25 protein-coding genes and 3 tRNA genes are annotated in these 25,469 nt (G+C 33.8%); 18 read left to right on the top strand and 10 right to left on the bottom strand.

The genetic code is table 11. From position 1 onward, the window contains the following. Nucleotides 1-30: 30 nt before the first annotated feature. Nucleotides 31-1,749: an ATP-dependent nuclease gene (locus ABID46_RS05155; RefSeq protein WP_354507766.1), complete on the bottom strand. Its 1,719-nt coding sequence runs from the start codon at nt 1,747-1,749 to the stop codon at nt 31-33. A 301-nt stretch (nt 1,750-2,050) separates the two neighbouring features. Between ABID46_RS05155 and ABID46_RS05160 the strand changes: the two genes are divergently transcribed. Together ABID46_RS05160 and ABID46_RS05165 are read left to right on the top strand one after the other, a co-directional pair. Then, nucleotides 2,051-2,443 (top strand): hypothetical protein, encoded by a 393-nt coding sequence (locus tag ABID46_RS05160; protein WP_354507767.1) that lies wholly within the window; start codon nt 2,051-2,053, stop codon nt 2,441-2,443. A gap of 86 nt (nt 2,444-2,529) precedes the next feature. After that, entirely contained in the window at nt 2,530-2,970 is a 441-nt protein-coding gene (locus tag ABID46_RS05165) for a JAB domain-containing protein (RefSeq protein WP_354507769.1), read from the top strand. A gap of 173 nt (nt 2,971-3,143) precedes the next feature. On the opposite strand, the gene ABID46_RS05170 is transcribed toward ABID46_RS05165, so the two are convergent. Next, nucleotides 3,144-3,365: a helix-turn-helix domain-containing protein gene (locus tag ABID46_RS05170; RefSeq protein WP_354507770.1), complete on the bottom strand. Its 222-nt coding sequence runs from the start codon at nt 3,363-3,365 to the stop codon at nt 3,144-3,146. 81 nt (nt 3,366-3,446) lie between these two features. Here ABID46_RS05170 and ABID46_RS05175 point away from each other — a divergent pair, with 81 nt between their 5' ends. The 7 genes from ABID46_RS05175 to ABID46_RS05205 all read left to right on the top strand — a co-directional run bounded on the left by ABID46_RS05175 (nt 3,447) and on the right by ABID46_RS05205 (nt 8,372). Further along, nucleotides 3,447-4,154, top strand: coding sequence for a hypothetical protein (locus tag ABID46_RS05175; RefSeq protein WP_354507772.1), 708 nt, complete (start codon nt 3,447-3,449; stop codon nt 4,152-4,154). Between the two features lie 15 nt (nt 4,155-4,169). After that, complete coding sequence (locus ABID46_RS05180; RefSeq protein ID WP_354507774.1) at nt 4,170-4,754, top strand: hypothetical protein; 585 nt, start codon at nt 4,170-4,172, stop codon at nt 4,752-4,754. Between the two features lie 112 nt (nt 4,755-4,866). Further along, nucleotides 4,867-4,940: transfer RNA gene (locus tag ABID46_RS05185), tRNA-Asn, on the top strand. 860 nt (nt 4,941-5,800) lie between these two features. Then, nucleotides 5,801-5,929 (top strand): GIY-YIG nuclease family protein, encoded by a 129-nt coding sequence (locus ABID46_RS05190; RefSeq protein ID WP_354507776.1) that lies wholly within the window; start codon nt 5,801-5,803, stop codon nt 5,927-5,929. Nucleotides 5,930-6,109: 180 nt separating this feature from the next. Beyond that, the gene (locus ABID46_RS05195; RefSeq protein ID WP_354507778.1) at nt 6,110-7,186 is read left to right on the top strand and encodes a hypothetical protein; all 1,077 of its coding nucleotides are present in this window, start codon (nt 6,110-6,112) and stop codon (nt 7,184-7,186) included. Between the two features lie 178 nt (nt 7,187-7,364). Then, nucleotides 7,365-7,913, top strand: a complete 549-nt coding sequence (locus ABID46_RS05200) for a hypothetical protein (RefSeq protein WP_354507779.1) — start codon at nt 7,365-7,367, stop codon at nt 7,911-7,913. 159 nt (nt 7,914-8,072) lie between these two features. Next, nucleotides 8,073-8,372: a hypothetical protein gene (locus ABID46_RS05205; protein ID WP_354507781.1), complete on the top strand. Its 300-nt coding sequence runs from the start codon at nt 8,073-8,075 to the stop codon at nt 8,370-8,372. Between the two features lie 35 nt (nt 8,373-8,407). Here the strand turns inward: ABID46_RS05205 and ABID46_RS05210 are convergent, their stop codons facing one another. The 3 genes from ABID46_RS05210 to ABID46_RS05220 form a co-directional block, all read right to left on the bottom strand. Beyond that, the gene (locus ABID46_RS05210; protein ID WP_354507783.1) at nt 8,408-8,635 is read right to left on the bottom strand and encodes a hypothetical protein; all 228 of its coding nucleotides are present in this window, start codon (nt 8,633-8,635) and stop codon (nt 8,408-8,410) included. 27 nt (nt 8,636-8,662) lie between these two features. After that, a tRNA-His gene (locus ABID46_RS05215) sits at nt 8,663-8,736 on the bottom strand. Nucleotides 8,737-8,749: 13 nt separating this feature from the next. Then, nucleotides 8,750-8,820 (bottom strand) — tRNA-Cys (locus tag ABID46_RS05220). 864 nt (nt 8,821-9,684) lie between these two features. Between ABID46_RS05220 and ABID46_RS05225 the strand changes: the two genes are divergently transcribed. Both ABID46_RS05225 and ABID46_RS05230 read left to right on the top strand, forming a co-directional pair. Further along, complete coding sequence (locus tag ABID46_RS05225) at nt 9,685-13,071, top strand: M36 family metallopeptidase (RefSeq protein ID WP_354507785.1); 3,387 nt, start codon at nt 9,685-9,687, stop codon at nt 13,069-13,071. 147 nt (nt 13,072-13,218) lie between these two features. Then, nucleotides 13,219-14,844: an Ig-like domain-containing domain gene (locus ABID46_RS05230; protein WP_354507787.1), complete on the top strand. Its 1,626-nt coding sequence runs from the start codon at nt 13,219-13,221 to the stop codon at nt 14,842-14,844. A 17-nt stretch (nt 14,845-14,861) separates the two neighbouring features. Here ABID46_RS05230 and glmS read toward each other — a convergent pair whose 3' ends face one another. From glmS to ABID46_RS05245, 3 genes are read right to left on the bottom strand one after another with little or no spacing between them, the layout of a single operon-like run. Further along, on the bottom strand, nt 14,862-16,709 hold the full coding sequence (gene glmS / locus ABID46_RS05235) for a glutamine--fructose-6-phosphate transaminase (isomerizing) (RefSeq protein WP_354507789.1): 1,848 nt from the start codon (nt 16,707-16,709) through the stop codon (nt 14,862-14,864). Nucleotides 16,710-16,715: 6 nt separating this feature from the next. Next, nucleotides 16,716-18,344, bottom strand: a complete 1,629-nt coding sequence (locus ABID46_RS05240) for a DUF4270 domain-containing protein (protein ID WP_354507791.1) — start codon at nt 18,342-18,344, stop codon at nt 16,716-16,718. Nucleotides 18,345-18,356: 12 nt separating this feature from the next. Beyond that, on the bottom strand, nt 18,357-19,172 hold the full coding sequence (locus tag ABID46_RS05245; protein WP_354507793.1) for a glycogen/starch synthase: 816 nt from the start codon (nt 19,170-19,172) through the stop codon (nt 18,357-18,359). 110 nt (nt 19,173-19,282) lie between these two features. Here ABID46_RS05245 and panC point away from each other — a divergent pair, with 110 nt between their 5' ends. The 7 genes from panC (at nt 19,283) to ABID46_RS05280 (ending at nt 24,519) form a co-directional block, all read left to right on the top strand. Continuing rightward, nucleotides 19,283-20,125 carry a pantoate--beta-alanine ligase gene (gene panC, locus ABID46_RS05250; RefSeq protein ID WP_354507795.1) on the top strand — a complete coding sequence of 281 codons (843 nt, stop codon included), beginning with the start codon at nt 19,283-19,285 and terminating at the stop codon, nt 20,123-20,125. Between the two features lie 49 nt (nt 20,126-20,174). Further along, nucleotides 20,175-20,525 carry an aspartate 1-decarboxylase gene (gene panD / locus ABID46_RS05255; protein WP_354507797.1) on the top strand — a complete coding sequence of 117 codons (351 nt, stop codon included), beginning with the start codon at nt 20,175-20,177 and terminating at the stop codon, nt 20,523-20,525. A 3-nt stretch (nt 20,526-20,528) separates the two neighbouring features. After that, the gene (locus ABID46_RS05260) at nt 20,529-21,512 is read left to right on the top strand and encodes a lysylphosphatidylglycerol synthase transmembrane domain-containing protein (RefSeq protein ID WP_354507799.1); all 984 of its coding nucleotides are present in this window, start codon (nt 20,529-20,531) and stop codon (nt 21,510-21,512) included. Between the two features lie 127 nt (nt 21,513-21,639). Then, the gene (locus ABID46_RS05265) at nt 21,640-22,092 is read left to right on the top strand and encodes a DUF4442 domain-containing protein (RefSeq protein WP_354507801.1); all 453 of its coding nucleotides are present in this window, start codon (nt 21,640-21,642) and stop codon (nt 22,090-22,092) included. Between the two features lie 13 nt (nt 22,093-22,105). After that, nucleotides 22,106-23,461 carry a DNA repair protein RadA gene (gene radA, locus ABID46_RS05270; protein WP_354507803.1) on the top strand — a complete coding sequence of 452 codons (1,356 nt, stop codon included), beginning with the start codon at nt 22,106-22,108 and terminating at the stop codon, nt 23,459-23,461. 367 nt (nt 23,462-23,828) lie between these two features. After that, nucleotides 23,829-24,221, top strand: coding sequence for an acyl-CoA thioesterase (locus ABID46_RS05275; protein WP_354507806.1), 393 nt, complete (start codon nt 23,829-23,831; stop codon nt 24,219-24,221). Between the two features lie 145 nt (nt 24,222-24,366). Next, the gene (locus ABID46_RS05280) at nt 24,367-24,519 is read left to right on the top strand and encodes a dodecin family protein (protein WP_354507808.1); all 153 of its coding nucleotides are present in this window, start codon (nt 24,367-24,369) and stop codon (nt 24,517-24,519) included. Between the two features lie 49 nt (nt 24,520-24,568). On the opposite strand, the gene ABID46_RS05285 is transcribed toward ABID46_RS05280, so the two are convergent. Next, complete coding sequence (locus ABID46_RS05285) at nt 24,569-25,177, bottom strand: DUF4254 domain-containing protein (RefSeq protein WP_354507810.1); 609 nt, start codon at nt 25,175-25,177, stop codon at nt 24,569-24,571. 86 nt (nt 25,178-25,263) lie between these two features. Further along, nucleotides 25,264-25,446 (bottom strand): twin-arginine translocase TatA/TatE family subunit, encoded by a 183-nt coding sequence (gene tatA, locus ABID46_RS05290; protein WP_354507812.1) that lies wholly within the window; start codon nt 25,444-25,446, stop codon nt 25,264-25,266. Nucleotides 25,447-25,469: the final 23 nt, after the last annotated feature.

Raw genomic sequence — 25,469 nt, forward strand, 5'->3', positions numbered from 1 at the left:
TAAAACTGGGGTTCTTTTTTAATTAAGTTTTCAGCAGTTTAATATTCTAAATAAGTCTTCAAATCTCTTAATAGTATCATCCTCAAGAATTTTTTTGAGCTTTTTCTTCTTTTCTTTAGAGGGGTTTAATATTGAGAACATTCCAGCAAACTCTTTTTTATTTACTTTATCTTGCTTTACTGTATCAAAAGCTAAATTATAAATAGCTAATTTTTCCTCTTTAGTAAAATAATTTTCTATTGTATGGTCTTGAAGGGGCAAAACAGCTATTTGGTCTTCTCGCAGGTCAAATTCTTTGAGATACCTTTCTTTGGCTTTTTTGCCTTCTTTATCTGAGTCTAACAATACTTTAAAATCTGCACCCCATCCCAAATTTAAAGAAATTAATGGGGCTAAATTATTAGCTGAAGTTCCTGGATATACAACAAAGTCTTTCTTTTTATTACAAATAGTATCAAAAATAACATTGAGGACATTCATATCTGATGGGCCCTCTGTTATTACAGCCTTTTTCCAAGGGATGTCAAAATTATTTGGAATTATATTTAAGATATTTGCGAGAGGTTGGTAATAGCTTATGTTTGAATGATTAGACTTAATAAAGTTAGACCATAAAGTACTGGAAATATCTCCATCTTTCCTTTCTACTATATAAGTAGTTTTGATATTCTCTAAAGATATTAAATACTGGCTGTGAGTACTATAAATTACAGAAGTATCTTCAACAAGTTTTTGAAAGTCTCCAATCATATTTTGTTGTGCAGTTGAATGCAAGTTAGAGGCTGGTTCATCAATCAAAAATATTGGCTTTCCTGAATTTACTCTTAATTTTTTCCTTCTAAATTCTGTTTTCATTAAAAAGGATAAATACCATAAAGCCCCCTTGCTTCTTTCATCTACAGAAAATGTAGTTCCATCAGTATCTGTTATTGATATCTCAAAAAAACTTCGTGAAGAATTATATGCTAATTCAGTTTCTTCTATATCTTTAACCCCTGAGAGCTCCTTCCACTTATCTGAAAATGATTGATTCAATGTTTTATTAACTCTTTTCAATACAGTAATCGCATCCTTCTCTCTTGGGTTAGATTTTGAGTATAACTTTTTAAACTGCTCAATTGAATATTCTTTGTTTGTATTGTAAAACAGACCATCTATAATATCATACCAATCTTCATTAAATGCATCATTAGTGCGAGAGGTAAATATTTTCTCAGGGATTCTATCTTTAAAATCTTCAAAGTAAATAATGTAGGGGCATTTTCTAACAAATTCTTGTGCAATTACTCTTGAAAAATTATTTGTTTTGTAAGGGTGCTCTGTTTCAAATTCATAATAGTATTTTTGAGGATTTCCTTTTTTAAAAGGAATAATTCTTGATATGACTACTTGCTTATTTTTATTAATATCATGTAAAAATGCTTCTAGGTTTTGAACTTCTTTTTCTTTATCTGTTGCACTTTTAATCAATCCCTTAAACTCATCTATAGTTACTTTCTCATCTAGCTCAATTGTGGCAGTAATTTTAGCAGAATTATTTGAATTGACATCAGACTTGTTTCTAATTGACCTAAAGAATTTATCATCATCAACATCATTTAAATAATCAAAAGTCTCTATGGCTTTTAAGATAGTTGTTTTGCCAGATTCATTTAACCCCAAAAGAAGTACTAAATCATCTTTAATTAGATTAATAGTAACATTCTCAATTCCTTTAAAATTCTCAATAGTAAAATTCTTATATATCATAGTAGGTATTATTAAGTAGTTTCAAACTTTCAAATATACAATTTAACATTTGAGTTTGTTATTGGTTATTAAGCTTTTAATTTTTCTATAAAATTTATTACTCTTGGATTATATTCACACAAACCCCCATCATAAACCACCCCCACCCATTCTAGAAATGGGGAACTTCCCCATACCCAAATAATATAGAAAAGTTTTTTTCAGGCAGAAATATAAAATTCAAGGTGATAGCTGAACTTTTATTTTTCTTGTTTCTTCTATTGTGTTTGGGACAATGTTTAACTCAAAAATTTTTAAACCAATGGTAACAATTGTTAACTACAAAGAAAGACTAAAAGATGATGGTACATCATTCTTTGTACTAGAGCTACAAGGTGGCATAGATATGACCCAATCCAAAACCACAGGAATGTTCTATGCAACAGCCAAAAAAGCATCTATTCCAACCACATTTAATGAAACTACATGTCAAGGATTGATTGGAACCCAATTAGAAGGTTCAATTATAAAAGTTGACAGTGAACCTTATGAATATGTGATTGAAGAAACAGGAGAAGAAATCCTTCTTGCTCATAGATGGGTTTATTCACCAGAGCCACAAGATTCCCCTAGTGCTCTACAGAATAAAGATAGCAATGAGTTTTCTTCCACAATTATGAAACCTAATTCAACTTTAGAACATTCATTTGTTTAAAAACATTTAAATCCGTCCACTAACATATATTGCTATATATAGATGTTTATAAAAGTGGACGGATTTTTTATTAATATTTTATTTTTATGAAAATATCAGAGATTCAAGTTTCATACTCAACTAATAAACTTAATAAAATTAAGATTTCAAACACTGAGGATTTATATTCTGTTGTTTTAAAAAATTGGAATTTAAACACCATTGAACTTTTTGAGGAAGCCAAAATCATATTGCTAAATAATAACAACTCAATTTTAGGAATCTACAATCTTTCAAAAGGAGGTGTTTCAAGTACTATTATTGATATAAGACTTATTCTGTCAATTGCTTTAAAAACTAATTCCTCAGCAATTATACTTATACATAACCATCCATCTGGAAATTTAAATCCTAGCAAAAATGATTTAGAAATTACAAAAACAACTAAAGAAGCTTGTAATTTACTCAACATAAAATTACTAGACCACTTAATAGTTTCAAAAAATGGATATTATAGTTTTTTAAAAGAGGGTATTCTTACCAAATAAACCAACTATATAATTTAGAACAAATTATTAAAAAAATATTAATTTATTTATATGTAAGTAATTCAAAATATTAATAATATAATACAAATTTTATTTAATGTTAATGATTAATCCACATATATACTAATAGCTTTTTCAATTATTAATATTTACTTATAGAGTATTAGGGAAGTCTAATATTCAATTAAATCATTTACTTTAACTTCTAGAGCTTCTGCAATTCTATATAGGGTGTATAGAGTTGGGTTAGTTCTACCAGATTCAATTCTTGATATATTTGTTGTATCTATATTACCTTGCATTTTACCAACTAAATCTACCTGAGACAGTCCTTTTGTTTCCCTTAACTTCTTTATTTTTAGACCTACAGATTTTAAAATATCAGACTTATCCACACTTGACATATTTGACAAGTGAAGTAAAGTTTTATCTTTGTTGAACTTAATGCCATAAATGGCAACCTAAATTATAATCCTATGAAAACAAATTTATATGCTTTAACTATTCTTTTCTTCTCCTGTAATAATGGTATTGAAAATAAAAATCTCGAGGAAGATTTTCCTATAGTAGAAGAAGTTCTAAAACCATGTACTTATGGAGTTCAATTTGGTGATATTGATGTATGTATCCCAGAATTTAATGGATACAAAAATATTTACAATAATGAACATTCTGATTTGATTGATTTCTTAGAGTCTAATGAACATCCAAGTAATCAACTTATAGCCGCATTTGTAAATGACATATCATATAAAGAAGAAAATTACAAAACCTTTAATGACAGTGATTATTTTAAAATCTATAGTGTAAAAAATTATAGAAACAAATTTTCTAATTCTAAGGACTTACAAAAAATTTTTAATATTCATAATGAAGGTTTTGTTAGTAAAAACTGGGATTATGTTAATGGAAAAATGAAGGAAGTTGAAAGTGAATTAGAGCTTGATAAACCAATACTATTAGAATCATATAAAACAAATGAAAATTTTTATACCCTGGTTTTTTTATTAAAATACAATATGGAGGCTGAAGAAAAAATAATGGTTGGTACTATGAATATATTATTAATTAAAAATAGAATAATTCATTTTGCATATTATTTAAAATACAACGAAGAAAACCAGGCAATTATAAAACAAAAAAACAATTATATTGGGTTAAGAATTCTAGATGAAAACAACTAATATAAACATAAAAAAATGAAGCTAAATATTTCCCCTAATAAAATTAAATCCATAGTTAAAACTTTTAAAAAACTATTGATTGCTTATATTAGTATTTGTATGGTTATTATGACCATACAACAAATAAATAAAGCAAAAGAATTAAATGAAATTCATAAAATGACTTTTGAAAGCAATGAAGAATTTCTAGAATTGCTGGGAGTGACTAGTAGTATAGAAAAACAACAAGCTTTAATGCGAGCACACCAAGATCAAATAGCTTTTGAATATAAATTTGGAAGGTCCTTAAATGAAAATGAAATTAATCCATTTAGTCCAAATTTATATTTTAAAATTGCTATGCTCTTAGTTATGTTTACTACAATATTGATTATTATAATTTTAATAATACATTTCCTTTTTAATCCAATTATTAAAATAAGTCAATATTTCACTTTATATAAAGAAAATTCTATTAATTTAAAAGATTATAAATCCAAGTGGACCAAATCTCTAATTTGCACTACTATTCTTAATTTGATTTTCATAATCCCTACATTTGGCTTAAGTCTTATCTTATTTATCCAAATATTCCTCTTTTATGAAGGCAATAAATCTTAATAATTTTAAAATTTAAAGAAACTTATTTAATAATATTATCCTTTAACAAAGGCATACAAAAAGGCATACACAATTTAATCCTTTCTATATTTGCAATCCAATTACGGAACACTCCTCCTTAGCTCAGTTGGTTAGAGCATCTGACTGTTAATCAGAGGGTCCTTGGTTCGAGCCCAAGAGGGGGAGCAAAAAGACAGCTAAAGCAGCTGTCTTTTTTTGTTTGTATAGGTTTTTAAAGCTTATTACACTCCATTTCGATATTATATTGGTTTACATTTTTACATGAAACTAAAGCCATTTGATATTGTTGATTCACCGGAAGCGCGGTAGCGAGGCTATAATCTTTAATTTTTATGAATTTATATTATAGGATATGGGCGGATTGCCTTAATAAATTAAAGGATAAGGAGGGAAAATTGAGGGTAAATTCGTTGTTAGTTATGTCTTTGTTAACATCACAGAATTTTCTTACTATATTTATGATTTTGGTTTATTTAACCAAATTGTTATTACTAAAGATCGATTTAGATTTTAAATATCCGAAGATAGGTTTTTTCACTTTTTTAATTTACAATTTAATACTAATTCTAATAAGCTCAATATTTCATTATTGCTTAATATTTTTATCTGGAAAACATAAAGAATTACTAAAAATAAATCATTCTATAAATGAAGGTATATTCACTAAATATTTTTTTTTCTCCTCATGTGGATTAGTGGCTACCTATATAATATTAAAATTAATTAAAATACCCGTTGTGTAGCTCTATTTCATGAACAGAACGGGCAGTGTTTCAGAGTTAGTGATGGAGTTTGAACAAAAAAAACTAATTGACAACAAAAATGATTTAAAATCCAAATATAGTTAATCAGAGCCCCGATAGCTATCGGGGTTGGTTCGAGCCCAAGAGGGGGAGCAAAAAGACAGCTAAAGCAGCTGTCTTTTTTTGTTGGCATAGGTTTCAAACACTTCAAATCTGAATCCTATAAAAGGTATATTTAAAACAAATCTTTTGTAACTTTAGGAGTAACCTAAATCCATTGCAATGTTTCTCGTCTATATTTTACACTCAAACAAATTGAATCGATTTTATATAGGGTTTACAGAAGATATTGAAACCAGAATGGAGTTTTATTTGAATAAAGATCAGAATAATTATTTACGCTATATTTAAACCACAGCACGCATTGACTTTTCGTACGCGAGAGGGGCTGTTATTTGACCACACGATGCAATCGTGCGGTAGCAGGTTGTAATGCCATTGATTGTGCCACCACTTTTTGATCCATCAATTTTACCAAATTATAATCCACAGGAGGAATTGTATTATAATTAATATACTAAATAAGGTTATATGATTTTTAATAAAGAATTCAGTGAAAATTTTCAAAATCAGTTAGAAAAAAATAAATACTTTTTCCAAAATGATTTAATTCAAGAGGCTAAGGAGTCTATTAGAAATCATAGAAAAATAGCTTTTATTGATAATTCAGCAGAATATATTCCTTTCAAAATAAATTTTGAAGTAGTAGAGAAAGTAATCAAAAAATCAATAGAAGCGAGTCAGCCTATTTTTCAAATTACACAAGGTTTAGAAGATGGTTTTCCTAGTTTGATTTTTTTTAAAGTTATGCGAAATGAGCAACCCTATTTTAATAGTGAACAGTATTCTGATTTCTTTCTTCAATATAAACTTTTACATATTGAATGTATAAATCAATTCTTCATAAATGAAAATTATTATAAGATACATTATGATAATCATTTTTCTAATTTGAAAATTTTTAATGAACCTAAAATAGATGATTTAGAAAACTTTGGAGTGCTTAAAAATCGTAATGATAAATACAATAAATCCATTTGGATAGAATATATAAAAAGTCTTTGCGAACTGACATTTAATAAATTTAGATTTAGTAAAGAACATTCAACAAAGAATGTTTACAGATTTATAAAACAAGTGAATGAAGATTTATTTATAGGATTTGAATTTTATGTTGATATTACTAAAAAAGAATTGAATTATAATTTAACTGAAGTAGAACCTTATTTTAATATAATTGTATTTAATAATCAATTTAATCCAGATGAGCCAATAATTAATTATACATTTAGGAAAAATAAAAATATTATAAGTTTAGGCAACCTATCAAATCCCTTATTTACTCCTATGTGTTTAACAATGGAGGCATTCAAACTTCTAACAAATAAAACTAATCCAATGGACTTTGATTCCCCTATGAAGTTTCACAAAAAATTATATGAAGTTTCACAAAATAATTACTTAATTAAATATCCAGATGAATTTGGTGAGGATTTAAAAAAATACGCTTTTTTTAAAATTTATCTTTTGGAATATTTTTCAAGAAGTTATTTGGGATATATAGAGAAGTCTATATTGGGCTCCCTGAGTCCCGGCTCCATCTCATGAACAGAAAAAAAGAAAAATGATAGTAAGTAGCAGGCCGATAGGAAGTGCCGGTATCTTTAACACCGGACTTTCCACGGAGTTTGACGAGCTGAAACTAAAACAGCTGGGAGATGCGCGTAATAATAAGAACTGGATTTCGATTTCCTGAGGTAGCAAAGTAAACTTTAACAACAAGATAATGAAAATTCAAAGTTTAATTTCTTTTATAAACAATCTGTTTGCCTTTTTATTTATAATTGTACTTGATTTTATTCTTTTAAATTTTTTAAGTATTGAAAAAATTCAAATTGAAAGTGATTATGGAATCATAAATGAATTTTACTTATTCAATTTAAATTTAAAAGCATCTATTGTTATGTCAATTTTTTCAATATTGATTTACTATTTGTTTAAAAAAATTAAATATTTAATAGGTTTTCAAACATTAACAATTTCAATAGTTTTATTATTATTTGAATTTTATAAATTCGGGATTCATGAATTAGATTTACGAATTTATTTATCTAAGATCCTTTTTTTGTCCATACTATTTTCAGCAGTTTTTATAAAATTTTTTGAATTCCTTTTAAACAAGTATAGTTATATCGTTCTAATAACAATAATTTCTTTTTCATTTGCCTATCAAACAAATAAAGGTTTCGAGCCAATTAATTTTGGTGTGTTTATGATTTTGACATTTCTAATTTTATATCAAGAGAAAAATATATTTTTAGGAAATTTTAAATGATCTATCTTATACTGACATCAGATTTAAAGAAAAAAATAAGGCTACTTGTATTGACCTAGCAAAAATTAAGACAAAATAGAAAAGATTTAAATGAAATTCTAAGTAATTGCCCTACTAGTAGTTGTATCAGCAATAATTGGTCTTTATACAATTAACAAAATGGCTATTGCATGGACGTTGAAAAACTATATCAAGCCATTTTTCACTAAAAATGGAATCCAATATGTCCATTTTAAAAGGACGAGCTTTTTTAGTACTGGAGCCTTTAAAGAGGGTTCTTTTAATCCCGTATTTTCTCCAAAAGGAAATTCTAATCGAACTACCTATTTTTATGCAATAGGGAAAAATCAGGAGGAAAAAGAAATTCAATTTACCGCAAAAGTTGAATTATCATTTTTCAGCGTAAGAGGAATTGAAATTAAGAAAGAACCAGATACTAAATCCATTGTTTTGAATTAGACAGTGTAACTCCCTTAACTGAAGGGAGTACACCTCTACCAATGATCATCTAAATCCTTTTTCGTTTTGGTTGAATCCAACAAAATCTGATAAGTTTCTCCCAATGTTTTTGGACTCTTGGAGAAATTAGAAAGAGAAGAATCCGTTTTCAAGACTTCTTCTTTGTCAATTCTTTTTTCCTTTTTTACATGTTTTGATTGACGAATCGATTCTGAAATCATAGCTGCCAAAACAATCAATACAATGCCTACAAAATCTTTCATAGTTCAATCTTTTTTAATTTTCAATTTGGGTGTACATCGGGACTCGAACCCTATTCTCCTTTTTCACAGAAAGGTGTTTTACCTTATAAACTAATGCCACCATTTTCAATTTTGAGACAAGGGTGGGACTCGAACCCACATCATCCAGATTTGCAGTCTGGCGCCTAACTTTCAGCCACCTTATCAGTTATTTTCTCATAAAAAAAGCGCCTCCTTTTGGGAGACGCTTTGTATGCTTTCATTGAAACCAAGTTCAACGCATTACTTTCTCTCCCGAATCCACATAGATTTCCCCTTACAGATATGCATACAATACATCTTGTGTAAATTATTATGGATATGTGAATTTCTTGTGTTCATTTTTCTTTACTTATTCTTGAAATTTGATGATGCAAAATTGAAACCTATTTTTGAATTTTCCAAATAAATTTTGAGTTTATTTAATTGATTATCAATTATTTAAATTCGATTTAGACATGAGTTTTCCTGTCCACATTTCGTAGAAAATTATACTTTTTCGCAACTAGTTGATAGGCTTCTAATTGCTTACAATGACCTGAATCTAATTCGTCCAATGTTTCATGTTAATTATTTTAATTTTTCTTCAAAAAAAAAGCGTCCGATTGGATATTTCGGACGCTTTTCATTCGTATTTCAGAATTTTACAGAACAACTTTTAATCAAAATAGTTCATAGCGCCCTTGTTCTGTATGATATTCTACTGAATTCATACAATCAAATCCTTGTTTACAAAGATTCATAGTAGTGCGATATGTCTGATTAAATGTCATTTCGTTTGCAAAGATGATTGTTTTAAATGATTTCTAATTCATGCATGAACAGAATTTTATGTTAAAATTTCTTCTCATTAATTTCAATTTATCAAAAGAACTCAATGCTAGTTAATCCATTTCCTATCTTCAAGTGAATCGTATGTATGAAAATTACTATATTTAAAACTTAATTAACATGAATACATGATAAAAAATTTATTACGACTCCAGTGGGTTGGATTACTTATTTTAGGATCCGGTTTATCTGCACAGATAATGAATCGACCCCATCAAGACTTTGTTCGCCAAGCATTGGTCAATACAGAGCAAGGAAAAATCTTATTGCAAGAAGATTTGAACTTTGAACTCACCGACTTTTACTCCAGTAAAAATAGTGGATTACAGCACATTTATGTTCGTCAAACTTTCAATGGTTTGGAAATTATAGGTACGGAATCTTCGATTCATATTGGCAATTCAGGAACTATTTCTTCTGTTAAATCAAAATTTGTCAACAGTACTGCCAAAAGAGGATTCAAATCAGATCCAAATCCAAGAATTACCGCTGTACAAGCAGTTCAATCTGCTGCAAATCATTTGGGATATACCCTTTCTCAATCTTTACAAATTATCCACCAAGATTTTTCATTGGATCGTAAAATGAAATTATCAACAGCCGGAATTTCAAAATCAGAAATCCCAGCTCGTCTGATGTATTTCCTACAAGAAGATGGAAATTTGGTTTTGGTTTGGGATCTTTCGATTGAAGCTTCTCAAAAAGACGAATGGTACAGCGTTCAAATCAATGCTGAAAATGGACAAATCGTCAACAAAGTAAGTTGGAAAAATGAATGTAATTTTGGCCATGCACATGAACATCATGATGGCGAAATGGTTCATTTCCACCATCCACAATCATCTGTAAAAGCGAAAATTTCTGAAAAACCAACCAATATGTTGTTGGGGGCTGCTTATAACGTTTTCCCTTTGCCTTTGGAAAGTCCCTACTATGGAAATCGTGAATTAATTTTCGAAGATGATGTTGTCAACTCAAATGCTTCTCCTTTTGGATGGCATGACACCAACGGAGTCGTAGGAAATGAGTACACGACTACGCGAGGAAACAATGTCAATGCCTATGAAGATGGAAACAATCCTGGATTTCAACCCAATCCTGGAAGCTCCATGTTGTTTGATTATCCATTTGATCAAAACTACACCAATGCCAATCAATACGAATCAGCTGCAATTACCAATTTATTCTATTGGAATAACATCATTCATGACATATTCTACGAATATGGTTTTACAGAACTTGGAGGAAATTTCCAACAAAATAATTATGGAAAAGGCGGTGTAGGAAATGATTATGTACGTGCCGAAGCCCAAGATGGGGAAGGAACTTGTAATGCGAACTTTTATACGCCACCTGATGGACAATTGCCGAGAATGCAAATGTTCATTTGCCAAAATAAAGACGGAGATTATGACAATCTTGTCATCATGCACGAATACGGACATGGAATTTCCAACCGTTTAACAGGTGGTCCAAGCAATACTTCTTGTTTGCAAAATAGTGAACAAATGGGTGAAGGTTGGAGCGATTGGTTCGGATTGATGGTCACGATGAAAGAAGGTGACCAAGGAGAAACACCAAGAGCAATTGGAACTTACTTATTCAACCAAGGTCCAAATGGAAACGGAATTCGTACACATCGCTATTCGACCAATATGTCAATCAATCCTCATACCTATAATAGCATTAAAACCGAATCGATTCCACATGGAGTAGGTAGTGTTTGGGCAGCTATGCTATGGGATTTAACTTGGGCATTGATTGATGAGTATGGATTTGATTCGGACATTTACAATGGAACAGGTGGAAACAATATTGCCATGAATTTGGTGATGACAGGTTTGAAACTTCAGCCATGTAGCCCTGGATTTGTCGATGGTCGAGATGCCATTTTAGAAGCCGATCAACTTTTATATAATGGGGCAAACCAATGCTTAATTTGGGATGTGTTTGCAAGAAGAGGATTAGGAGTGAGTGCAACTCAAGGTTCATCGAGCAGCGCTCAAGATGGTCAACAAGCCTTTGACACTCCTTCTGGTGTAGCAAGTTTCACCGCTCCAGGAAGCGTTTGTGCTTCAGCTGAACCTTTTATTGCTGGTGGAGGATCACCAATGGGTGGAACCTATAGCGGTCCTGGTGTAACAGATAATGGAAATGGCACCTACACCTTTAATCCAGAGGTTGCGGGCGTAGGAGTTCATACGATCACCTATTCGATTACAGCATCAGATTGCGCTGAAGCTTCTTCTGCTTCTGACACAATTGAAGTAACGGCTGCTTTGGCAATTGAATGCCAAGAGGATATTTTGGTCAATACTTCCAATAACTCTTGTAGTGCAGTTGTCACGTACGAATTGCCTCAAGGTTTAGATGGATGTCCAGCTGGAAATAGTGAGAATTTCGATGGCGTTTCTGCTCCAAATTTACCAAACGGATGGACGACGCAAACCAACTCAGGTTCAAACAACAATTGGAGAACAGTAAGCAATCAATCTTATTCAAGTCCAAATTCAGTGTTTGCTGCCAATTTAAGCTCTGTAAGCTTATCGTCTTTAACTTCTCCAGAATATGAAATTGCAAGTAATTCTGCTAAGTTAAAATTCCGATTGAATTATAATGTGGAATCAGGTTACGATGGAGTCGTGTTGGAATATTCTACCAATGGAACATCATGGTTAGACATAACCAATATCGGAACTTTCGTTAGCGGTGGCTATACTACTCAATTATCTACAGGTTGGGGAAATCCTATCCAAGGAAGAAATGCATGGTCGGGTAATTCAAATGGATTCATTGCTGTTGAAATCAATTTGAATTCTTCTTTAAATGGTCAGGATGTTCAGTTTAGATGGAGAATGGGATCTGACAGTATGTCTAGTAGTGTAGGTGTTTGGTTGGACAACGTAGAAGTTGAAGGGGTTTATTCACCTCAACCAACAACCACTCAAATTGCTGGTTTACCTTCTGGAAGTGAATTCCCGGTAGGAACTACAACCAATACTTTCAAAGTTGAGGATGGAAATGGAAATACAGCTATCTGTTCATTTAACGTGATTGTGAACGATGGTGTTGGACCAAACATAACATGTCCTGATAATGCAACTGTGGTAGTAGCACAAGGTGAAACTTTTAGTTTACCAGATTATTGGGCGAACGGTCAGGTTACAGCAGTCGACAATTGCTCGGATGTAAGCAACAAAACACAATCTCCTGCTGTGGGAACAAATTTAGGTGTGGGAACACATACGATTAGTTTTACGGTAGAAGATGCTGCAGGAAATCAATCTACTTGTTCGTTTGAATTGGTGGTAACGGAAACAATGGCTGTTGGAGATTTCAATTTCTCTGATTTGATTTCCTTGTATCCGAATCCAGCTTCAGATCTTGTGATTATTTCGAATAAATCACAAGAAACCATTCAAAAAATTATCATCTTGGATGGAAGTGGAAAACGTGTTCAAGAAGTGAAATTGGCTAATAAGAATGCTGAAAATTCGATTTCAGTGAAACATTTGCCTACTGGAACATATGTGATTCAAATTGTTGGAGATGACAAAACCATCACCAAAAAATTGATCAAAAAATAAAATGCAAATTTAAAATAGAAAAGGTCGTCTCAACAAGGCGACCTTTTTCTTTTGAGACAATCTTATGATTTCAGAAAATAGAAATTGATTAACTTGCAGCAGATTTAGATTATGCGATTACTTTCGGTTATATTTTGTCTTCTTATATTGTTTGGATGCGCACGTCAAGGAACACCAACAGGTGGACCAAAAGATGTGGATCCACCAAAGTTTTTGGGAGCTCAACCCGACACCTTATCCTTACAAGTACCGACCAATTTGAAAGAAATCAAAATCGAATTTGATGAATACATCATCTTGAAAGAACACACCAAAAACATTGTGATCTCACCTCCTTTGGAAAGTTCTGCTAGTTTTATGCCGATTGGTTCACCTAGTAAAACCTTGCGAGTAAAATTCAATGAAGCATTACAACCCAATACTACTTACAACATCAATTTTGGGAATGCGATTCAAGACAACAATGAAGGGAACAAACTGCCCTATTTCCAATACGTATTTTCCACAGGAGATTATATTGATTCTTTAAAAATTTCTGGGAAAGCAAATATTTCCAATCAAAAGAAAAAATCGGAAGATTTAATTGTGGCTTTGTTCAAAATAGATTCTGCTTATACCGATAGTTTGGTCTTAAAATCCAAACCCTTTTATGTTTCGAAAGTGAATGCCGATGGCGAATTCAATTTGAATTATTTAAGCCCTGGGAAATACCAAATGATTGCATTTGATGATGTTGCCCAAAACATGCAGTTTGATATTGGCAAAGAAAAATTTGGTTTTGTAGATGAAATCATTGATCTCAACCAAAATCAAGAATACAACATTGAATTGTTTGATCAACTTCCTCCTTACAAAGTGGGAAAAGCAGAACAGAAAGGTTATGGTCACATCCGATTTAAATTTGAAGGCCAACCTGAAACAATAGATATTCAATCTTTGGATATGGATTTTAATTCGGCAAAGTATAGCTATCAACCCAAATCGGATTCAATTGAATTTTGGTTTCAACCAAGTGTTGATTCGATTTCAGAAAATTCCAAACGATTGAAATTTTTGGTGAAAAACCAAGAATTATCTGATACGATATCCGTCGTTTATTCGAATGCCATCAAGCACAAATTAAACATTGATACCAAAGGAAAGTTGGAATACGCACCAGGAAGACCCGTTCAGTTGACCACGAATTATCCGATTATCTCCATGGATTCATCCAAAATAAAAGTCTGGAAAGATAGCATTCGAATTCCTACGAAATTGATCAAAAACAGCAAAAACGATCAAAAAATCACCTTAGATTTCCCGATGGAAATTCAGTCTCGATACGAAGTGAACATATTGCCCGATGCTTTGACTGACTTTTTTGGTAAAACCAATGATACGATTCAATTTGAAGTCAAAACTCGTACAAGAACGGATTATGGAAATTTAAAACTAAACATCCAAAACAAACCCAATCATCCCTTTTGGTTGCAGATGTACAACGATCGCGACGTCTTATTGGACGAACAATATACAACTGCTTCCTATTTTGAATTCAATTATTTGCCTGCGGCGAAATTTTACTTTAAAATCTTGGTTGATGAAAACGAAAACGGACATTGGGATACTGGAAACTTTTTTGAACGAAAACAACCTGAAGCTTCCTATGTTTATCCGACCGAAATCACCACAAGAGCCATGTGGGATATGGAAGAAACTTGGGTAATTCCATCAAATTCTCCAGTTGAATCCAAAGAAAAATCCCCTACCGAACTGGAAGAGGATTTACCTTAATTCTATATAAATTTATCTTATTCTACTGTAACAGATTTCGCTAAGTTACGTGGTTGATCTACATTTCGACCAAGTTTCACAGCCACATAATACGACAATAATTGCAATGGAATCGCAGCCAAGATTGGACTAAATTCTTCTGATGAATTCGGGATTTCAATCACGTGATCCGCAATCTTACGAACTTCTTGATCTCCCTTGTTCACAACGGCAATAATTTGACCTTTTCTAGCTTTGATCTCTTGAGCGTTGCTCACAACCTTTTCGTAATGACCTGTTTTGGTAGCAATGATAACGACAGGCATATTTTCATCAATCAAGGCGATTGGACCATGTTTCATTTCTGCAGCAGGATATCCTTCTGCGTGGATGTAAGAGATTTCTTTCAATTTCAAAGCTCCTTCCAAAGCCGATGGGAAATTGTATCCACGTCCTAAATACAAGGCATTTGGTGCATCTTTGTATTTTTCGGCAACTTCAATTACTTGCTCTGCAGTTGTTTCCAAGGTTTCTTGAACCAATTCAGGAATACTATCCAATTCACTAATTAAAGCATTGAAACGTTCCGTACTCAAGTTTCCATTGTGTTTTCCTAATTTGATTGCAATCAAAGAAAGGATCGTCAACTGAGCAGTAAATGCTTTAGTGGACGCAACACCGATTTCCGGACCTGCGTGTGTGTACGAACCTGCATCGGTAATACGCGCAATAGAAGAACCTACAACGTTGTTAATTCCGTAAATGAAAGCTCCTTTTTCTTTGGCCAATTTCAAGGCAGCTAACGTATCGGCTGTTTCACCTGATTGGGAAATTGCAATGACTACATCGCGCTTGTTGATAATCGGATTTCTATAACGGAATTCCGAAGCGTATTCAACCTCCACTGGAATTCTTGCCAAATCTTCAATTAAATATTCTGCAACCAAACCAGCATGGTATGAAGTACCACAAGCTACAATGATAATACGTTTTGCGTTTAAAAATCGTTCTTGGTGATCCCAGATTCCTGCCATTTTGATGACACCTTCTTCTACCAATAAACGACCGCGCATCGTATCACGAATCGATTTGGGTTGTTCGTAGATTTCTTTCAACATGAAATGTTCGAAACCACCTTTTTCGATTTCTTCTAAATTCATCTGCAATTCTTGAACCGCAGGAATTACTTGTAAATTATCTTTGATTTTTCGAACGTCGACTCCTTGACCCAAAGTAATGGTAGCCATTTCGCCATCATCCAAATAAACAGCATCTTTTGTAAACTGTAAAAACGGTGAAGCATCTGACGCAATGAAGAATTCATTTTCTCCAATTCCAATTGCCAAAGGACTTCCCAAACGACCTACCACAATTTCATTGGGTTGATCTTTTTCCATCACAGCAATAGCATAAGCTCCGATTACTTCATTTAACGCATATCGAACCGCTTCTGTTAAAGAAAGATTTTCACTGTTTTTAACGTATTGGATTAGATTGACCAAAACTTCGGTATCTGTATCACTATGGAATACAAATCCTTTTTGTTTCAATTCTGTTTTGATGGAATCGTAATTCTCAATAATTCCATTATGAACAATCACAAGATTTCCATCATTGGATAGATGCGGATGTGAATTCACATCGTTTGGAACTCCGTGAGTAGCCCATCTTGTATGTCCAATCCCAACAGTTGCACCATCATTGATATTTTGAGATTTTTCTTCAAGTTCAGATACTTTCCCTTTGGTTTTAACCAAACCAAAAGAATTGTTGTTCATCACGACAAGACCTGCACTATCATATCCACGATATTCCAGTCTTTTCAATCCATTTATAATGATGGGATAAGCTTCTCTAAACCCTAAATATCCTACGATTCCACACATATTGGTTTATTTTTTTGTGTAGTAAACTTTTAATCTTAATTTTTTCGCATCGTCCTCAGACGCATTTCCATGTAAAACTACTCTGTGAGGATTGAAAGCACGATCATTATAGAAAGGATCCATACCATTCAACACACTCGAATAGCCAGAAGATGGTGCCAATAGGAAGTTACCTAAACTAACCACAATTTGTCCATCTTCAAAGACTTCATTTCTCTCCACCAAGCTCTTCACATAATCTGTGATTTTCAATGTGTAGATTTTGTTGTTGTCTTTGTAATTATATTTTGGGTTGAAGGTTACGTTGTTTGGATATCCGCCAGCAAATACCATGATATCTGAAAAGTTTTTATTCAACCATTTTGTTCCCTCTTTGTATTGATTCCAACCAAATAAATAAGGTGGTTTTTTTAATCCATACGAATCATCTAAATGAAAGATTAATTCTGCTCCAACAATAGCCCAATCGTTATTTTGAACCTTGTTTTTGATTTCATTCAATTGATCTGCATTCAATTTGATGATGGTTTTTGTTCCATCCATTCCAGAAAGATACAAACGAGAGGCTCCATTTACCATATCTGGATTCTGATAAGCATTGGTAAATTGGCTACTTCTATTCGCATGTTCAAATTGAGCAATCTGTACGTTGTGACCAATGACAGTATCCCAATAACTTGAAAAACTTAAAGCAAAACTACCTTTCAATTTGGGAGGATTTTCACCAGCATCGTCACTTGTATCATCATGAGAATAACTCATAGTTATGAACATATTCGGATTGAAATTGAACATAAACCCTTGATTTTCATCAATGCTTAATTCAATTCCTCTAAAGAAGTTACGAATGAACGTGGCTTGGGAGGATAAATCACTTGAATTTTGATTGTCAATAAATTTTGTCTTGAAATAATCGTTGCTCAACAATACTCGTAAAGTTACCGGTGGAATGTTTTCTGCTTCCGATTTCTTTCTTCTCTCATAGGTTGTAATGGATTTCTTTACGATAGTTGAACCCAAAACATCTGGAAAAACATCGATTTGATTGATGTTCGGACAGCTTGGACAATTTGGATTACCCAATGCTGGATTGGAATAATAGGTTGAATCTTGAGAATACAAATATTCACTTACTTCCCTCACTTTTAAGGTCATTGGCAAATCTGTATTCCCATAAATCGAATCCAATTTATAGGTACGTTTGATAACCATTGTAGCCGTATCACTTGGTGATTCATCAATTCCTACGTAAACATAAGTTGTATCAACATCGGCATCTTCCAAAGCCTTTGTGAAAACTGGAATATGCAAAATAACCGAATCAATCGTAGGGTTGGTACCAAAATCAGGGCTTAAGGTTCCCAATCTTGCTTGAGATATAAATTTCGCTTTGGTACGACCAAAAACAGGTTCTTCGTAAACACCTAAAATCCCGTTGATTAAAACGCGTTCATCTGAACGCAAAGAGTCAGAATTTGTATTATAAGATACCAAGTCTACATAATAAACATTGGAGGTTGATCCCGTATCAAGCAATCCACTTCCTACGTCAGAAATATCATCTTCACAAGAAAACAAAGAAATGGCTGTTGTGCAAACAAAAATGGTTGCAACGAAATTGAATAATTTCTTCATGTAATATTTGGTCTAGTTTTGATTCATTAATTCTTCAGCGTAAAAAATCTTGTACGCTTCACTTACTCCCTCAATTGGACAATAATCCATCACAGGAATATTTTTGGTTTGAAGATATTGATTGATGGATTCAGGAATGATTTCTTCTCCTTTTACAGCGGCATCAGCATAAACGAGTGCTGCTTTGGTCATAGCCTCACAATTTGGTTTTTCCAAATAAGTAGCTATTTCGCCATTAATACCATCGAACGCTAATTTCGATGCAATTCCTGAATTCAATTCACCTTCAAAAGCATCATCAAATAAAGAAACAACCACTTTGGCTTCATTGAAGAAAGAATCATCTGCATAGTATTCTTTCAAATAGGCAGGAACCATACTCGACATCCACCCCATCACATGCACCACATCGGGTTTCCAATTCAATTTTTTCACAGTTTCCAAAACACCTTTGGCAAAGAAAATAGCGCGTTCGTCATTGTCTTCATACAAAGAACCATCTTTATCGGCATAAACATGCTTGCGTTTGAAGTACTCTTCATTGTCGATGAAATAAACTTGTAATCTCTCACTTGGCACAGACGCAACTTTGATAATCAAAGGCTGGTCCATGTCATTGATGATTAAATTCATTCCCGATAAACGAATTACTTCATGAAGCTGATGTCTTCTTTCATTGATAACTCCAAAACGTGGCATGAAAATCCTTACGTCAGCGCCTTTATCGCTCATCGCTTTGGGTATACGCAAGGCTTGCAATGACATAGGGGTTTCAGGAAAGTAGGGAATCATTTCGGTCGTTACATATAATATGCGCTTTCCATCCATATTCAATCTCATTAATTACTTGAAATAGTGCACAAAGATACGAATTTTCTATCAGATATTTATTGGTTATCGTATTTTTGCAGCGAATGTCAATTATTTAACACCACTTAATGATAATTTTAAGAAATCTGACCGAAATGCAATCAGTTCTGTCAGAGTTGAAAGCCAAAAACAAAACGATTGGATTCGTTCCAACCATGGGCGCACTGCATGCTGGACATATTTCACTTGTTGAAGAGTCCAAAAAACAAAATGACTTTACAATTGTCAGTGTATTTGTCAATCCGACTCAATTTAACAATCTCGAAGATTTAGAAAAATATCCTCGCACCGAACAAGCAGACGCTGCTTTATTGGAAGACGCTGGAGTTGATGCAGTCTTTTTCCCAAGCGTAGAGGTGATGTATCCAAATGGCGCGGAGTCCAATTCCTATGACTTCAACGGATTGGAAAATCAAATGGAAGGGAAATTCCGACCAGGGCATTTTGATGGAGTGGGAACCATTGTGAAACGATTTTTTGAAATTGTCCAACCCGATCATGCCTATTTTGGGGAAAAAGATTTTCAACAATTACGCATCATTCAACAAATGGTGGAAAATTATAAAATTCCATTGGAAATTGTTCCAGTCGAAATCAAACGCGATGAAAATGGTTTAGCGATGAGTTCACGAAACAAACGTTTAACAGAAGAAATGTTGGAAGAATCCCCCAAAATTTATCAGATCCTACTCAAAGCGAAAGATTTTCTACAAAACAATTCGGTTGAAGCAACCAAAAAAATGGTAGAAGAAGAATTTGCCAAAACCAAACTAGAATTGGAATACATTGAAATTGCCGATGAAAAAACCTTGGAATCTGTTACCAATATCGAACCGAACCAAAAGATTCGTGCATTCATCGCTGCCTTTGCTGGAGATATACGATTGATTGACAACTTGAGATTGAATTAAAGAATTCCAACCACCTCTTTTCCAAATTCTCCTTACATTTGTACCCATTATGATGATAGAAATTGTCCGTTCAAAAATTCACCGTGTGACAGTTACCGGTGCTGAACTAAATTATATTGGAAGTATCACCATTGACGAAGATTTGTTAGACGCAGCCAATATGATCGTTGGCGAAAAAGTCTCGATTGTCGACATCCAAAATGGTGAACGATTTGAAACATATACCATTCCTGGAACCAGAGGTTCTGGAGAAATTACCTTAAACGGACCAGCAGCTCGCAAAGTTCAAGTGGGTGATACCATTATTATCATCGGCTACGGACTTACTACAATTGAAGAGGCTAAGAATTTTAAGCCTACGATTATTTTCCCAAATGAGAAAACCAACCGTCTAGACTAGATCATGACGGCCAAGCTAAGACAAATCTTATTCAGCGTCTGTGCCATTGTACTCGCTGCAATTTTCATTTGGCTTACGTTGAGGCAAACCGATTTTCAAGTTTTGAAACAAGCGGCTTCCGAAGCCAATTATTTTTGGTTTCTATTGTCCATGGCGATTAGTATTTTCTCGTATTGGCTAAGAGCCAAGCGCTGGCAATTGTTGTCGGAACCTATTGGTCATCCTTTTTCTGCAAAAGCAGGTTTCTGGGCGATTTCTTTTGCTTATTTCATGAATTTAACGATTCCTCGAAGTGGTGAAATTGCGCGTGCGACCTCTTTGTACAAAATGGAAAAAGTTCCAGTGGACAAATCTTTGGGGATTGTGGTTCTGGAAAGAGTCATTGATGTCTTGTTTTTAGGATTTTTCTTTTTGCTCACTTTCCTTTTCAATGCCGACACCTTAACATCATTTCTCTCCATGAGTGAAGGCAAATCCTATGACAAATTTATTTATGCTGGAGTAGCATTTATTGTTTTGGTCACAGGAATTTACCTCATCCGAAATCAATTAAAAAAATTGCCTTTCTTTCAGAAAATTGCTGAATTTATCAAAGGGATTTTAATTGGAGTTCAATCCATCATGCATTTGAAAAAACGAGGATTGTTTATTTTCTATTCCTTCGCGATTTGGACTTGCTATTTTTTCATGACCTATTTGGTGTTTTTCGCATTTCCAGCGACTTCCCATTTCGGATTAGCAGAAGGATTTTTCCTTATCGTTGCCGGAGCTTTGGGCATGATTTTGCCTGCCGTTGGCGGATTGGGATATCCCTACGTCATGAGTTTAGCTTTTACTGCTATGTATATTTCCAATGGGCAATCGGGCGATGAAGGCAAAATGGTCGGTAACTATTTTGGATTGCTGTTGTATTTCGCTCAAGTCATTTCAATTTTAATTTTCGGAATTTTGGCTTTTTATTTCATGCCAAGAATATCCAAATCTTGATTTTCATTACTTTTGAAAGTAGAAAATCTTTCCAAGCAATATGTCGATTTATAAGAAAAGCTTCGAGCTTCTTCAACGCTATATTTCCCCTTGCAATTTGTTCAAATATGGATTTAATTATTCGCCTATGTACCGACGTAGTACGGGCAAAATCATTTCCATATCCAAAGATTTAACGAAAATAACCGTTAGAATTCGCATCAGTTGGAAAAACCGAAACTACATGAATACTATTTTTGGCGGAAGTATGTTTTCGGCAGTAGACCCGATTCCCATGATTCAATTGGTTCAAATTTTAGGAAAGGAATATGTGATTTGGGATAAATCGGCAGAGGTATATTTCAAACGACCTGCGAAGGAAGATTTGTATGCGAAATTTGAATTTTCGCCAGAACAAATTGACCAAATCAAACATGAGGTTTCGACTCAAAACGAAATCGATTTTGAGGTTCATACTTTTCTTACAAACAAAGCTGGAGACATCATCTTTTGCGAAATACGAAAGAAAATATATATTTCTACAAAATCATATTACAAAGAAAAACTTGCAAACCGATTAAAAAATCAGAATATTGCTTAAAGAATAATACATCATGGCAAAAACCAAAACATCTTTTTTCTGTCAAAACTGTGGCAGCCAAACGGCTCAATGGATGGGGCAATGTAAGAATTGTGGCGAATGGAACACCATCGTAGAAGAAGTGCTTGACAAAGGCGATGAAAAGAAATCATGGAAATCGGAACCTTCTGCAAAAGCCAGCATTCAGAACATCAAAGATGTCTCAGAAATGGGCGAAACCCGTATCAATACACTCAATGAAGAATTGAATCGTGTTTTGGGTGGAGGAATTGTCAACGGATCGGTTGTTTTGGTCGGAGGTGAACCTGGAGTTGGAAAATCGACCTTGATGCTACAAGTTGCTTTACACTTGACAACCACCAAAACCTTGTATGTTTCAGGTGAGGAATCTGCTTCACAAATCAAATTACGCGCAGAACGAATCGGAATCCAATCCGATCAATGTTTTGTGTTAACGGAAACCAATACCCAAAAAATATTCAAACACGCACAAGAAATTCAGCCACAATTGATGGTGATTGACTCGATTCAAACATTGCATACGCAATATGTGGAATCTTCACCTGGAAGTATTTCTCAAATCAGAGAAACCACGGCGGAATTGATCAAATATGCCAAGGAAACCAATATTCCAATTGTTTTGATTGGGCATATCACCAAAGAAGGTGTGATTGCCGGACCGAAAATTTTGGAACATATGGTCGATGTTGTCTTGCAATTTGAAGGAGATCGAAACCATATTTACCGATTGTTACGATCTCAGAAAAACCGTTTTGGTTCTACTTCGGAATTGGGCATTTACGAAATGCAAGGAAGCGGATTGCGAGAAGTGAAAAATCCGTCTGAAGTATTGATTTCCAAAAAAGATGAAAATTTAAGCGGAAATGCCATTGCGGCAACTTTGGAAGGAATTCGTCCGATGTTGATTGAAATTCAAGCTTTGGTAAGTTCGGCTGTGTATGGAACGCCGCAACGTTCTGCTACGGGATTTGACACCAAACGATTGAATATGTTGTTGGCAGTTTTGGAAAAACGTGCCGGATTCCAATTGGGCGCGAAAGATGTTTTCTTGAATATCACAGGTGGAATCAGAGTAGATGATCCCGCGATTGATTTGGCGGTGATTTGTGCGATTTTATCCTCCAATATGGATGTAAGTCTTCCCGATAATTGTTTGTTTGCAGGTGAAGTCGGATTGAGCGGAGAAATCCGTGCGGTGAATCGTGTGGAACAACGAATTTTGGAAGCAGAGAAACTAGGGTATGATGTGATTTTCGTGTCGAAATACAACAAAATCAAAACCTCTGATTATCAGATCAGAGTGGAAACGATTGGGAAGGTTGGAGATTTGGTGAAGATTCTTTTTTAAGTTGGAAGCGGGAAGTTTGATGTTGGAGGCGGGATGTTGGAAGTTGGAGGTCTTGAAACTTTAAACCTTGAACTTTATTTGTTAAACGTTCCTTGCGACAGGGATTGCAGAGGAAATCCTTTTGGGCTTCGACTTCGCTCAGCCACCCTTGAGAAACGAATATCTATATCTTTGGAGAAAATAGGTAAGTATAACTCTATAAGCCCAAAAGATTGCAACGCAAAGCCCGGTGACGTTGCGGTTGCATTAGTCATTGCGAGGAACGAAGCAATCGGTACGAGGAAACCGCAACGGCAGTCGCCCAAATAATCAGATTTTTGAGTCTTCAAAACTTGGTTTTTGGTTATCTTTATAGGAAAATTTTAGCATGCGATTTCATACGAGAAAATGGGTAAAACCCGAAGATTTAAATCCGAATAAAACCTTGTTTGGTGGGAAATTATTGGCTTGGATTGATGAGGAAGCCGCTTTGTACTCGATCATCCAACTGGAAAACAAACATGTCGTAACCAAGTATATGTCGGAAATTAATTTCATGGCCAAGGCGGTGGAAGGTGATATCATTGAAATCGGAATTGAAGTAGTAAAATTTGGTCGTTCGTCCTTGGTTTTGAAAAGTGAAGTTCGTAACAAAATGACGCGCGAAACCATCATCACGGTTGACAATATTACCATGGTGAATTTAGGAGAAGATGGGAAACCTAAAGCCCATGGAAAAACGCAAGTGGAATATGTAAAAGATCGATTGAGCGAATTATAAATCACTCTCGATGAAAGCATTAAATTCTTGTTAAAGTAATTTTTCTCATTGGTTTTATCGTTGCATTTAAGCTTATTAACCAATAAAAATGTAATGAAATGCCAGTAGTGAAAGTAATTGAACTTTTGTCGAGTTCTGAAAAGAGTTGGGTAGACCAACGGAAAAAGCAGTGAAAGAAGCTTCGGCAACCTTGAAGAATTTACGTTCGGCTTGGGTGAAAGACCAAAGTGTAACGATTTCCAATGGAAAGGTCACAGAATATAGAGTAACCTTGAAGGTTAGTTTTGAATTGGAATAAAAACTGAGAATTCAAACAAAAAACGCCCTACTAAGTAGAGCGTTTTTGTTTATTTTTTGTTGCGAAGAACTGGGTTTAGTTCGTCGTCATTGTACATTTTCATTTGTTTGTACACTTTCATGTATTTTCTTCCTGCTTCTAGATCTTGAATCAATTCCTCTATTGCCGTAGAAAGATCTTGGTGTTGTTCCAACAAGACGTTTAATTTGGTTTGGCATTGCGCAATATGTTCTGGCGAAGCGTCTGTACGATTGGCTTCTTCGCGCATATGATAGACTTTCAAGGCCAAAATCGAGAAACGATCAATTGCCCAAGCTGGACTTTCGGTGTTGATTTTTGCTCCTTCTTGAATTTGAACTTGTCCGTATTGTTGTAAAAACCAAGAATCGATGTACTCAACCATATCGGTACGCTCTTGGTTGGATTTATCGATCCAACGTTTCAATTTCAAAGCATCAATGGGATCAATTTCTGGATCACGGATGATGTCTTCTAAATGCCATTGAACGGTGTCAATCCAATTCTTTTTGTATAATAAATGTTCAATCAAATCGGATTCAGCATACGGATTTTGAATCGTTGCGTAAACGTCGTTATGAACGTGATAATCGTTGATGCTTTGATTGAATATGTTCCAAGCTTTTTCGGTAAAATTCATGTGGAATAGTAATAATTCGTTTGAAATAATATGATAAAAAGAAAGGCAGAATTTCTTCTACCTTTTTATGTTTCTTCAAAGAAATCTTATTGCGGATTTTCAGTATTGGAATCTGCTTTTTTCTTGTCTTCCTCGTCCTTCGTTGCATTTTTGAATTCCTTGATACCAGAACCCAAACCTTTCATCAATTCAGGAATTTTTCTTCCACCAAACAATAGTAAAATTACCAATACGATGATGATGATTTCCCAAGTTCCAAATTTTCCCATAATTCTAAATATAAGACTACAAA

This window comes from Moheibacter stercoris (assembly GCF_040545805.1).
In the GTDB taxonomy this organism is placed as follows: Bacteria; Bacteroidota; Bacteroidia; order Flavobacteriales; family Weeksellaceae; genus Moheibacter; species Moheibacter stercoris.

Bases quoted from the DNA above. Each gene is read 5' to 3' on its own strand.
- glmS (WP_354507789.1), bottom strand. From the start codon at position 16,709: ATGTGTGGAATCGTAGGATATTTAGGGTTTAGAGAAGCTTATCCCATC.
- ABID46_RS05260 (WP_354507799.1), top strand. From the start codon at position 20,529: ATGACGGCCAAGCTAAGACAAATCTTATTCAGCGTCTGTGCCATTGTA.
- ABID46_RS05225 (WP_354507785.1), top strand. From the start codon at position 9,685: ATGAATCGACCCCATCAAGACTTTGTTCGCCAAGCATTGGTCAATACA.
- ABID46_RS05175 (WP_354507772.1), top strand. From the start codon at position 3,447: ATGAAAACAAATTTATATGCTTTAACTATTCTTTTCTTCTCCTGTAAT.
- ABID46_RS05245 (WP_354507793.1), bottom strand. From the start codon at position 19,172: ATGGATGGAAAGCGCATATTATATGTAACGACCGAAATGATTCCCTAC.
- ABID46_RS05275 (WP_354507806.1), top strand. From the start codon at position 23,829: ATGCGATTTCATACGAGAAAATGGGTAAAACCCGAAGATTTAAATCCG.
- tatA (WP_354507812.1), bottom strand. From the start codon at position 25,446: ATGGGAAAATTTGGAACTTGGGAAATCATCATCATCGTATTGGTAATT.
- ABID46_RS05160 (WP_354507767.1), top strand. From the start codon at position 2,051: ATGGTAACAATTGTTAACTACAAAGAAAGACTAAAAGATGATGGTACA.
- ABID46_RS05190 (WP_354507776.1), top strand. From the start codon at position 5,801: ATGTTTCTCGTCTATATTTTACACTCAAACAAATTGAATCGATTTTAT.
- ABID46_RS05210 (WP_354507783.1), bottom strand. From the start codon at position 8,635: ATGAAAGATTTTGTAGGCATTGTATTGATTGTTTTGGCAGCTATGATT.
- ABID46_RS05285 (WP_354507810.1), bottom strand. From the start codon at position 25,177: ATGAATTTTACCGAAAAAGCTTGGAACATATTCAATCAAAGCATCAAC.
- ABID46_RS05240 (WP_354507791.1), bottom strand. From the start codon at position 18,344: ATGAAGAAATTATTCAATTTCGTTGCAACCATTTTTGTTTGCACAACA.
- ABID46_RS05180 (WP_354507774.1), top strand. From the start codon at position 4,170: ATGAAGCTAAATATTTCCCCTAATAAAATTAAATCCATAGTTAAAACT.
- radA (WP_354507803.1), top strand. From the start codon at position 22,106: ATGGCAAAAACCAAAACATCTTTTTTCTGTCAAAACTGTGGCAGCCAA.
- ABID46_RS05165 (WP_354507769.1), top strand. From the start codon at position 2,530: ATGAAAATATCAGAGATTCAAGTTTCATACTCAACTAATAAACTTAAT.
- panD (WP_354507797.1), top strand. From the start codon at position 20,175: ATGATGATAGAAATTGTCCGTTCAAAAATTCACCGTGTGACAGTTACC.
- ABID46_RS05205 (WP_354507781.1), top strand. From the start codon at position 8,073: ATGGCTATTGCATGGACGTTGAAAAACTATATCAAGCCATTTTTCACT.
- ABID46_RS05200 (WP_354507779.1), top strand. From the start codon at position 7,365: ATGAAAATTCAAAGTTTAATTTCTTTTATAAACAATCTGTTTGCCTTT.
- ABID46_RS05195 (WP_354507778.1), top strand. From the start codon at position 6,110: ATGATTTTTAATAAAGAATTCAGTGAAAATTTTCAAAATCAGTTAGAA.
- ABID46_RS05265 (WP_354507801.1), top strand. From the start codon at position 21,640: ATGTACCGACGTAGTACGGGCAAAATCATTTCCATATCCAAAGATTTA.
- panC (WP_354507795.1), top strand. From the start codon at position 19,283: ATGATAATTTTAAGAAATCTGACCGAAATGCAATCAGTTCTGTCAGAG.
- ABID46_RS05155 (WP_354507766.1), bottom strand. From the start codon at position 1,749: ATGATATATAAGAATTTTACTATTGAGAATTTTAAAGGAATTGAGAAT.